This window comes from Micromonospora sp. NPDC047548 (assembly GCF_040642975.1).
Taxonomy (GTDB): domain Bacteria; phylum Actinomycetota; class Actinomycetes; order Mycobacteriales; family Micromonosporaceae; genus Micromonospora.
Genome location: NZ_JBEYTI010000034.1, coordinates 23,789 through 35,964, shown reverse-complemented (window position 1 = coordinate 35,964; position 12,176 = coordinate 23,789). Strand labels below are relative to the sequence as shown.

Genomic DNA, 12,176 nt, shown 5'->3' with positions numbered 1-12,176 from the left:
ATCTCCTGAAGGAGAAGTTCGCGGCGCCGGTTGCGCTGCGCCACCTCGTCCGCCGCAGCCTGCTGATGCTGATCCTGCGTCAGCTCCAGGTGCTGCGGTATGCGCGGATCGCCGTGTGCGTCGCGGATCGCTTGCTGCCCGGCAGGGGTGAGGTGGGTCTCGGGATCGTCCTGAAGCCGCTCCCAGGCACTGTTCAGCAAGTCGAGGCGCTGTTCGATGACCGCGTCCGCTGCCGCATGCTGCTCCGCGGTGAGCGTCATCGCCGGCAGGCCGCGCCGGGCAAACAGCTGCTCGAGGGCGTACTGGCGGGACTCGTGGGTCAGCTCGCCATTGGCCTTGGCCAGAACCACGGATCGCATCGCGGAGACCAGCTGCGTAGCGGCCGGACGCGTGTCGATCTGCTGCTGATTGGTGACCTGGGTCGCCTCGGCGAGCGCCTGATCGATGGCGGCCTGACGTTCGGTCGCGCTGCGCTCGGCGTTGGGCCGCAACTGCGCCTGCTGGTCCAGCCGGGCGAGGTCGTTGCGGGCACGCTGGAAATGGTTGTCGCGGATGAGCGAGGAGTGCCTCGGAGGCGGAGGCTCCTTGATCAGCGAAGTTGTCTTCGTCGTCCGGACGATCGCCGCGCCGCCCTTGCTCCGGAAGCCGACTCCGCCCCCGCCCTTGGCGGCGCCCGCCCCTGAGCCACTGCTTGAGGAACCCTGGCTGCTGACGGGCGACTCATGCTTGACGATCCGACCCGTCACGGGGTCGTGCGTGAGACGGCCGGGCGTACCCTCCTGCGGCGTGGTCAGGTACCCCTCAGTGGAGTAGGTCAGCCGGCCCTGCGTGGCCGTGTTGGGCACCAACGTGCTGCGCTCGACGTCGCCCGTGGACAGATCGACCTCGGCGACATCGACGTGGTTGCCGCGTACCGGGACCGGCACGAGATTCGCCGACTCGTCGAAGCGGAAATAGGAGACGAAGGCCGGTGGCTCGGGCGTACCGGTGACGGGGTGCGGGTCCCCGCCGTTGGTCGCCTTCCCGCTGGGTGGCGGCTTCGGCTGGGTCGATGTCTCGGACGAGGGAACAGAAAGCCAGGCACCCGTGGCGGGATCGCGCGCGAGGACCGCCTTCTGCCCAGGGCCGCCGAGGTGATCGACCATGATGCTGCCCTCGAAACGGCCCGGCTGCCACGTCGACTGCTCGCCGTCGATCGTGCGGTACTGATACCCGCTCGGCTGCGGCACCGCGACCGGCTCGCCGATGAACGTAACGAGATCGATGGCGCCGGAATCGTCCTTGCGCAGCAGCTGCATCGGTGGGTTCGCCGGCGACACGGCATCCGCCGGCCCGGAGCCGATGCTCGTCGTGCTCCAGCGCTGCGTGCTCCAGTCGTAGGCCAGCAGCACGTGCCCACGCTCGGAGATGCCGGTGGCCATCTCGGTGGCGTGCACAGCGTCCGCCGACTCGGGGTGCACCTGCGTCAGCCGCGACGATTCCAGATCGGCGGCGAAGTACGTGTACCGGGTCTGCGTCGAGGCGGGTTCCGTCCGTGGCGCGCCACCGCCGAGGGTTTGCCCGGCGCCACGGAACTCGCCGCGCTGGGCGAACGTCACGAGATCCAGGCGGCCGGTTGTGGTGTCGTAACGGAAGACCTGCCGACCGGGCTGCGTCCGGGGACGCCTCGGGCGCGGCGGCGGTGCGGCCGGACGCGGGCTCACCTGCTCGACAACCAGCCGATCCCGGACGTCCTGCGGGAGGCGGTTCACGAGATCGTCGACCTGCCTGCGCACGGCGGCTGGAACGGTGACCCCGTCAATGCCGACGATCAGGGAATGGCGGCCTGGAGCGGTCGGGCTCTGCTCCATCGCCGTGATCGCCCCCGATGGCGTGTCGGCGGGGCGTACCCACAGGCCGTTCGGCAGCACGTCGAGGATCCAGCCGCCGGCCATCCGGTACATCTCGCGCGGCCCCGGGACGGACGGCAGTCCTGCCGGATTGTGCTGCGGCAGCTGCCCGCCGGGCGGCACGATGTGGTACCCGTCCACGAACGGCGCGAAGGTCAGCCGCCCGTTGGCCGATACCGGAACCGCGTGTACGCCTTCCGGCAACGGGCCGATCACGAGCGCAGGATCGACGCGTACCGGCAATTGGTGTTCTTGGGCGAGATTTATCGCGTCGGAGAGCGTGAGATCCCCACGGGCCGGGCCGGGGTCGAGCACGATGTGCCGGGCCACCTGGGGCGGCAGGCCGCTCAGGTATGCGGCGACATCGGCGTCGGGGCCGTGGATGAGCCGGACGGTGCCGCGCGGCGGCGGCAGGCTGCCCTGAGGGGCGTGCCCCAGATAGATGGCGCCCTCGTGCAGGACGCCGGGGCCGACGGTGTCCTGGTGGAGCCAGAGCTGCCACGTCTGCGTGTCGTGCACGTGGACGTCGCGAGGGCGCGCGCCGGGAAGGTTGTCGAGCAGCGTGGCCACGTACTGCCGCACGCGGTCGGGGACGACGTGACCGGGCGCGCCGACCGTGACGCGCGCGCTGTCAGATGGCGTGCCGACACCGAGCAGCCGGGGCGGCGCGTTTCGGGGGTGCACGAAGACCCCGTGCGAGGTCTGCTGGATGACCCAGCCGTCGCCCATCTCGAAGACCCCGCGCGTCGAGGTGAGCGTCGTGCCGGACGGCGGACGGGCCGGTGGTGCGGGCCAATCGCCGGGGTACGCGTGGAACTCGTGCGCGAACTCGGGGAGCGTGACGCGGCGGTTCCGGTCGACGGGGATGATCCAATCGTGGGAAACGGTCATGTCCAACCGGTCGGCGGGAATGACGACCGGGCCGCGCTGGGCATGTCCGTTCAGGACCTGGGCCGCGAAGTCGACCGCCTCCTGTGCGCTCATGGGTTGCGGATCCAGCAGCCGGACGAGCACCCGGCTGTCGGTCATCTCCGCCAGCGTTTGCCGGATCACCGCTGGATCGGTGACCGAAGAATCCACATGGAGCGTGACCCGGCCCGGCACGGTCGGTATGCCGTTGAGATCTGGCAGCGGCGCATCATCGCGGATGAGCAGCGGACCGACGCCCGTATGAACGACGTGATGCGACACCTCGGCGGCGAACGGGATATGGACCGCCAAAACATCGTCCCCGGTGGCGAAGTCGACGCCGAACATGTCGGAGCCCGTCAAGGTCGCCGGTACGCCCTGCGGGACAGGTGCCGAGGCGTCGATCTCGTGGAGCTGTCCATCGAGAGTGATGAGGACGCGACTGTCCTCGTGGAAAAAGCCCTCCCCGATGTATGTCCATCCGTCGCCGGGCAGATCGCGTTCCGGCCCTATACGTCCGCCGTCCACCGCGCTGGGCGACCGACCCGGTCGGCCCGACGCGGCCGCCTCCGCCAGGACCGACGGATCTCCGGCGAGCTCGGTCGCGACGGCCTCCGCATGATTCTCGCCGCCCCGATGCAAAGCGGCGGCAACCTCATCGATCGCGGCGAGGTGAACCTCGGTGCCGGCGGCGATCGTCTGGTGCTGTTGGACGATCACCGCGGCGTCCTTGCGGAGCTTTGTCAACCTCTGAGGTGACTGCTTGCCCAGGGTGACGTCGGCGTTGCGGAAACTGCTCGCTTCGCTGACCGAACTGGTGTCGCTCGCCGTGTCGTGGTGGCGGGACGGCCCGCCCGAGCCGCCCGGCTGCATCATGAAGACCGTCACCGGATCCTGGGCCGCGTCGGGTTGCGGGGCGGGCGTGTCGAGCCCGAGGTCGGACTGGGCATCGGCGGTGGTTGAGCGGTGTTGTGGGTTCCACGAGACGGCATGCTCGTATGGGGCTGGTGCCGTTGGGTCGGCCAGGATCAGGGGTAGCTCTGGTCCGAGGGTCGTGATCTCCACACTCGTGTCGGTGTCGGTGTCGGTGTCGGTGTCGGTGTCGGTGTCGGTGTCGGTGTCGGTGTCGGGGTCGGGGTTCGCGTTGGCGGTGAAGATCCGCCATTGGTCGCCGGTCGCGGGTTTCAGGTGGGGGCGGCCGTGTTCGTCGTAGGTTGCCGGAGCGACGACGGCGCGGCCGTCGGGGGTGGTCCATGCGGTGCCGCTGGGCGCGATGACGGTGGTACCCGGCAGCTCGCGGGCGAGTTTCGCGGCAAAACCGTCGGTGGTGTCGGCGCCGGTGTCGCAGGCCACCAAGACGACGGGCCGTTGGCGCCAGGCGGAGTCCCCCCTGATGAGGTCAGCCAGCTGAGCGGCGTCCATCCGGTGGCCGTCGGCCTCCAGGGCGTCCTCGTTTCCGTGGGCGAACACGTGGTAGCGATCGTCATATTCGCCCACCGCCTCCGCGTGTGCCTGGTTCACCTCATCCGAGGCGGAGAGCAGGGACATCCCCGCCGGCACGCGCCGTACGAGCTCCCGGCCGGTGGCGGTGACCGGGCGCCTGGTGCCGGTGGGCTGGAGCGCTGTCCGAACTCGCGTGAGAAGCTGAGCGGCGCGAGCGGCCGCTTCGTGCGTGGTCTGGGCGTGCCGGGAAACCTCGTGTGCGGCGGTGTCCGCGTGCCGCGCGTGTTGCTGCAGCTGCCGCAGGTGATCGGCGGTCTCCAGGGCGGACAGCTGAGCGTCGGTGACGGTCTGCGCCGCCTGGTCCACCGTCGATTGGACGGCCTGACGCAGTTCCTCAGTACCGCTGGCGACCGTGATCAGGGCCTGGTGGGTGGCGCTGAGGTGATCGAGGCCGGAGCCGGATGGGAGGGTGGCGACGGGTCGGGCCGCCGCGCGGGCGGAATCGGCGAGGGCGATCTGTAGCGCGACGTGGTCGGCGAGAACGGTGATCTCGGTCCGGGCGTCCTGAAGCCGGTCGACGGCGGCGGCTATCTGATCGTGGATCCGTTGGGCACGTTCGGCGGTGGCAGTGATGTCCGCAACGGCGTCCGACGCGCTGAGGAGCGCCTGGGTGGCCGCCTCGGCCTCGGTCGTGCTCTCCTGCTGGAGATCCTGCGCCAGCGCGCGCGCCACATCACTCTCGGACTGGGTGTCGAGCATGAACCGGGTCAGATCGGTGATCTGATCGCGGCTGTCGGTGGTCCGGTTGTCGGCTCGTTCGGCCCGGGCCAGCCGGTTCCGGTTCGTTTTGACCTGAAAGGCGAGGTCAGCCTGCACGAAGCGGGCCCGTGCCAGAGCCGCTTGAGCTTCACCAAGGTAACCGTCCAGGCTGGCGGACGCGTAGGCGATCAGCGTCTGGGCCTGCCGCGCGGCCTCGTCCACGTCCTCGGCCGATCGGACCACGTCCGCCGCGACATCCTCGATCCGCCCAGCTGACGCGGCGGTCTCGTCCGGCGATTCGGCGAACGGATTTGCCAGGTCATCCAGGTAGTCGAGAGTGTCAGCCGCAGCCAAATCGTCCGGCGACAACAGCAACCGCTCACCCGACAGGTCGTCGGCATCGTCGGCCGCAGCCAACTCGTCCGGCGACAACAGCAACCGCTCACCCGACAGGTCATCCACGTCGGCGGCGGCGTCAACGGCTTCCGCGTCCACGTCGCCGGCGTCTTCGTAGACGATGTGGACGCTCTGGACGTCGCTGGCCTGCTCTGTCTGAACAGGGTGGGGTTGGACCCGCCCGGACCGGACACCGTCGTCCTCCTCGGCGGAGAACGGGCGAGGACCGCCGTCGAACTCCTGCAGCACGGCGAGCGCCGCCTGCTGAATGTCGTCGCCGGCGTCGACATCCTCGACGTCGCCGATGGCTTCGACGCCTTCCTGGACGATATGGATGCTGCGGACGTCGCTACCGTCCGCCAAGAGAACCGGTCGAGCTTCGACCTCACCGAACCGGAGGTCGTCATCCGGGTCGGCGAACAGGCCCGGTAGGCCGTCGATCTCCCGCATCAGGTCGGTCGCGGCCCGCTGGACGCCGTGCAGCACCGCGATCGCGTGCTCCTCGACGTCCGGCGTCTGTTCCGCCGGGGACTGCTCTGCTTCCGGACTGGCTGGTTCTGGACTGGCCGGTGTGTCGTCTGCGTTTTCAGCCGAAGGTGATGGCGGCGGCTCCGGGGCGGGCGCGGCCGCAGTGGCGGCATACTCGGCGACCTCGAACGGGTTGGGAGCGAGCAGTGTGTTGCCGAACTCGTCGACCTGGAGGCGGCCGGCGCCGGGGATTCGGCCGCGGTCGGGTTCCACCTGGGACCGGAAGACTCTCCAGTTTGCCGCCGGTTCGCCATCCGAGGTGGGCGCATCGACCATGATGTCGTCGTCGGGAGTGGTCCGGATGCCGCCGGTGGGGGCGACGACGTTGACATCGGGCAGGAGCCGGGCCAGCTGTGCGGCGTACCCGTCGTCAGGATCGGCGCCGGTGCCGGCGGCGGCCAGCACCACGAGCCGGTGCTCGGCCCGCGGGTCGGCGCGGACGATCGCGGCCAATTCCTGCGGGGAGATGCGTCGGCCATCGGCCCAGACGGTCCCGCCGGAACCACCGTAGGCGAAGACCATGTACCGGGCGGGGTGGGCGGGATAGATGTCGGCGCGCCCCCGGTCCGGGTCGGTGGCGGCCAGCAGCGTGACACCGGAGGCGGTGATGTCGACGCTGGCGAACGCGGGTAGCAGCAGCGCGACCGACTGCTGCAGATTGCTGATCTGCCGCCACAGCCGCGACTGCGCATTGGTCCAGCTGGCGCCGGCCGTCAGCTGCTTCATCTGCCAGGCAGAGATCGCCGCGCCGAGCCCGGCCAGGGCATTCTGCCGCTGCTGCAGGGTGGCAGCCTGTTGGAAGGCGTGCAGGTGCTCGTCAGCCTCGATCCACTCCGGCGGGCGGTCTGCCTGCCGGGTCGGCCATCTCATGATCACACGCTCGGCGAGGGCCGGGCTGGCGTCGGATCGCCAGGCCCGGCCACCGCCGGTGACGGGAGCAATTCCGCCGGTGGTCGGCAGGAACCACACGGGCGTGGCATCGTCCACGGTGACCTCGACACCGGCCTGCCCATGGACGAACACCGTCTCCGTATCCATCTGAGAGACGTTCAGAATCGTTTCCGGTTGGCCAGCGGCCACGACGAATCCACGGCTGCCCGGACCGGCCTGTGCCAGGGCCCGGCGTACCTCATCGGCCGTGGTGCGCGCGAACCCGACGCGGTCTTCCGGCCGATTTCGTCGGGCCGGATCGTTCGCGTACGACACCAGATCCGTCAACGACGACAACCCCGGCCGCGCCGGATACCGATGGCCGTCGTCCTCCTCCATCGCCGTGTCGATGCCGATCGCCGTACGCACCAGCGCATGGCCGATCTCCGCCACCGCCGCTGCCGGCGCCGGGTCGGCCGTCGTGGCCGGCGGCGTCGAAGCCGCGTTCGCCGGGTCGGACGCTTGCGGTGCGGTAGCCGACATGTTCGCCTCGGACGGCTGGTTCTGCAGGTCATTGACCGCGTCCCGCAAGACGTTCACGACGTCCGAGCGGGCCGCGTTGCCCCGCGCGGCAGCCTGCCAAGCGGTGATCGCCCGCTTGAGCTGGGTCAGAGCCCGCTGCTCCTGCTCGGCGGACTCGGCTTTCTCAAACCGCGCGACCGTGGCGTCGATGGCCCGCAAGTCCCAGGAACGCGACACACCGGGCCGCTGCGACAGCTGCCGCCACTGACGCAGCACCAACCTCGCCTGTTCAGGATCTGTCTGCGTGCCGGGTGTTTGAGCATCCGCCGTCGACGACGCGTCTGCGGGAGCAGAGCGGTCCAGCCGGGTGGCGACGACGTCCAGCAACTCGTTGACCGCATCCCAACGGGCTGACTTGCCTCGCTTGACGTCCTGCCACTTCGCGATCGCCAGCTCGATGTCAGCCAGAATCCGCCGCCGCTCATCGGAGGTCCGCGCCGTCCGATACTTGGCCACCGCGGCGTCGACCGCCCGCAGATATCGCGAACGCGGCTTACCGGGCAGCCGCGACTGACGCCGCCACTGACGCATGACCGCTCGCAACCGGCGCCGGTCATCGCCGGGCCGGGGCCGGACCGGTGCGCTGGCCGGCTCACCCGCCGCGACCGTTTCCGCTGCGGGCCCGAGCATGGTTTTGACCACGGACTGCAGCCGGGCAACGTCCGGCCGCTGGTTCGACGAGCCGACTGTGCCGCCCGTCCACGCCGTGATCGCCTCGTCGATACGAGCCAGCGCTTGACGCCGCTGGTCGAGATCATGCGTGTCGCGGTACGCGGCGACGGCCGCATCGATGGCCCGCAACTTGGCCGGTCTCAGCGTCCTCGGTCCACCGCCCGGCCAGTCACGCAACACCCGCTGCGCATTCGCCGGTTCCTCCGAGTTGTCCGCAGGCGCATCCGACGCGTCGGCCGTCGCGTTATCAACGGGCGTTTGGCCGAGCATGACCGTGACGGCGGTCTGCAGCCTGAGTACGTGTGGCCGGTGGATCGAGGAGCTGACCTTGCTGCTCATCCACGTGTTGATCGCCTCGTCCATGCGGACCAGCGCCCGCCGCCATTCGTCGACCGTGCCGCTCTGGTGGTACGCGGCCACGGCAGCGTCGACAGCCCGCAACTTGGCCGACCTCAACGTCCTCGGTCCACCGCCCGGCCAATCACGCAGCTCCCGCTGCGCGTCCGACAGTTTCTTCAGTCTCTCCTCACGTGCCTGCGACTCGGCCACTTCGTCAGCCGTAGCCGGGCCGGCGGGGGTGGGACTGCTGGTGGCTTGATCGAGCATCACCGCGACCGCAGTATCAAGATCGGCGATGGCTTGCCGCTCGGCCGAAGAGCCGGCTTCACCGTCCCTGGACGCGGTGATCGTCTCGTGAATGCCGATCAGCGCCTGCCGCCACTGGTCGAAGTCGCCGCCTTGGTGGTACGCGGCCACGGCAGCGTCAACGGCCTGCAACCGGGCGGTTGTCGGGGTCTGCCGCCCGGCGCCCGGCCATTCGCGCAGAACCCGCAGTGCATCCGCCAGTTTCTTCAGTCTGTCCGCACGCGCCTGCGACTCGGCCTGCTGGATCTCCTGCGTGAGCGAGGTCGCCCAGCCGGTCAGGTCCCGGTTCCGCTGCTGGAGCAGGTCACTGCCGCGGGTCGGCAGCTGCACGACCACGAGCGACATTCCGTCCGAACCGGCGGCCAGACTGGTCGGGCTGACGTCGATGCCCATCGCCTGATGTTGATCGATGCGCTCGTCGGACGCGCCGAAGGCCCCGGCGACGTACTGCTCAATGGTGCGCGTCTCGCCTGGGCCAAGCAACGGCATTCCGGCGACCCCGTCGCTGCCCTGGTAGCCCTGCTCTCGCAACCACTGCCCGTTCTGCTCCAGGTAGTGGCGGAACAGGTCGTTGCTCAGCTGTTGGGCGTGGACCTGCATCCAGGCACGCACCTGCGGCGGCAACGCGGCCTGGATCGCGAACAGCGCCGTTCGTGATGCGACGGCCGCGTGGTCGGTGACCTGATCGCCGGCAAGGTTGTGCCAGCCCGCAGCGAGCGCGGCGGTCTGCGTGTAGACCAGAGCCACGAACCCGGCCACGGCGTCCACCTCGAGCTGGTGCTCCGTCTCGGGCCGGACACGACCGCGCTGAGCCGAGTACTCCTGCGACCATTCGTCGGCGAAAGCGATGGCGTTTCGCGCCTGCTCCCGGCCGTAGTCGGCGCTCGGACTTCCGCCACTCCGGTCGTCACTGGCCAGGTGCTCGAACAGGCGCCGCAGCCCAGCCACCGGAACCCCGATGGTCTGATCCGCGACGGGGTCGGTCTGCGGGTCCGGGTCGGCTGACGTCGCGCCGTTGGCCGGTGGGGGCACGGTCCGCCGCGAACCGACTCCGGCGGTCCAGGCCACGGACTGCCGGTACGGCGTACGGGCGGTCGAATGGGGCGGGATCAGGGGTAGCACTGGTCCGAGGGAGGCGACCTGCACAGCGGAGTTGGGGCCGGATTTCGCGCTTGCGGTGATTGCCTGCCATTGATCGCCGGGGGTGGATGCCAGGCGGGGACGGCCGTCGTTGTCAAAGGCGGTCGGGGCCACGACGGCGCGGCCGTCGGGCGTGGTCCACGCGGTGCCGCTGGGTGCGATGACGGTAACGCCAGGCAGCTCACGTGCGAGGCCCGCGGCGAAGCCGGAAGTCGGGCTGGCACCCGTGTCACACGCGACGAGAACGACGGTGCGGCCGTCCCAGGTGGACTCCTCGCGAATCAGGGTTGCCAACTGCTGCGGGTCGATCCGGCGCCCGTCGACCTCGATTGCGTCTTCGGTGCCATGTGCGAAGACATGGAAGTGGTCTTTGTGCGGAGCGAACGCTTCCGCGTGGGACTGGCTGGCCTCGTCGGCGGCGGGCAGCAGCGAGATTCCTGAAGGCACGGGGCGCGCCCGCACCGGTCCGGGCTCGTTGTTATCGGCCTGGGCGAGGGCGAGACGAACAGGCTGACCGTCATCCACGTCCTGGGCCTGCTGCGGTGCTACCGGCGACTCGACACTGGTCGTGACCGGTCTGTCTGCTGCTGCGGAGGCGGCCTGCGTGGACGCGGCCGGACGCTCGACCGGCGGATCGACGCTGGCGTTCGACGTGGGCGTACCTGGTCGCGGTGGCCCGACGACCCTGCTCGGCCCGAGCGGGGCAACGGTTGTCGCGTTGGTCGGTGCGGTGGTTGCCAGCGTGGGGGCGGCCGGTGGGGCGACGGTGATCGGGGTGGCGACCTCGATGCTCGTGGTGGGTTCGGTTGCCGGTGGCGGGGTGGTTTCGGTCGGGCTGCTGCCGGTCGCTGGGGCCTTGGTTGCGGGGTTGGTCGGATCGGCGGCGGTTGTCGCGCTTGCGACCGGGGTGGTGGCGGCTTGCGTTGCGGTGGTCGGCGCGGTGTTGGTGCCGGTGGTGGTGGTGGCGGCGGTGGCGGTGGCGGTGGCGGTGGTGGTGGCGGTGGTGGTGGCGGTGGTGGTGGCGGTGGTGGTGGCGGTGGTGGTGGCGGTGGTGGTGGCGGTGGTGGTGGCGGTGTTCGGGGTTGCGGTCTGTGCCGTGGTGCTGGGCGAAGCGGTTGCTGTGGTGGTGTTCGCGGTGGTGGCGGTGGGATCGTCGACGGTGACGGTCAGGGTGGGTGGGGTGCCGACGGTGCTGAGGTTCTGGCTGCTGGTCGGGGTCGACCCGATCGTGCTGGTGGAGGTGGTCGGTTGGCCGGTGACGGTGCTGGACTTGTCGGCCGAGGTCGGCGTGCCACCGCCGTTGACGGTTGACGTTCCGGTGCTCGTGCCCGGTGGGGTCGTCGCGTCGGTACCGGTGCTGGTGGCCGGGATGGGAGTGCCGTTCGCGGTCCCGCCGCCACCCAGGGTGGTGGCGCCGTTGGACGTCAGCGGGTCAGCACCGTCGGTCGTGACCGGGCCAGTGGCGTTGGTCGTGCCGTTCCCGGTGGACGTCCCGGGAAGCGTGGTGTCGTTCGGGCCGGTGGTGGTGGGGCCGGTGCCGTTGGGGTTGGTGCTGTGGGGGGGTTGGCCCGGTGGGGTGGTGTACCCGGGTGGGTTCTCGGCCGGGACCGTGCCTGGCAGTGACGCGTACTCCGGTGGGCTGGCCCCCGGCGTGTACGCCGGCAACTGCTCGCCATCACCCGGGCCCGTGCCGGCGTTGGTGAGGTTGGGTCCGTCTTTCAACGGTGGGCGGCTGTGGTCGACGTCGCCTGGTGGCCGGTGCCCGCCGCCGATCATCTCGGCCCACTTCTGTGACACCCCGCCGATCAACCCTGCGACAAACGTGGCGCCCGGGTTGAACCCCGCCCCCATGATCGACGACAGGACCGCCTCCACCGGCAACTCCGACAACCCGTCCAGCACCCCATGCCCGACCGACGAGTCCGTAGCCTTCGGCGCCCACTTCTTACCCCCCAAATGCAGCACGCTGGCCACCCAGCCGACGAAAATCCCCGCGACAAAGTCGATCCCCAACCCCTGCCCGTCGACCTTTTTCCGGTTACCCTCCGCGAACTGGACCGCCTGCCCCAGCCCGGACTGCCACACCTCCTCCAAACCCTCATCCACACCCTCGATCACCAACTTCGCGATCCGCTGCTGCGTACGCCCCTTCAACCCCTGGATCAACGCCCGAACGACCCGCCCACCCATCCCGATGTGGAACGGCACCAAAACCGTCAACCCCGCCGACAACGCCAGGAAAATGTCGAGGACCTGCTGGAACATCGCGATCGTGACCGTGTACTTCGTCTGCTCGGTGTCCAACGCGAAATCCTGCGCCGAGTCCGCCAAAAACGTCGCCAC

Annotated in this window: 1 protein-coding gene (cut by a window edge); it reads right to left on the bottom strand. The window is 69.9% G+C overall.

The annotated features are described in order from the left end of the window. Nucleotides 1-12,176 carry the beginning of a hypothetical protein gene (locus tag ABZ807_RS25725; protein ID WP_357163002.1) on the bottom strand. The gene continues 16,843 nt to the left of window position 1, outside the view, so 12,176 of the gene's 29,019 nt are visible here — the first part of the coding sequence; its start codon is at nt 12,174-12,176; its stop codon lies beyond the left edge, outside the window.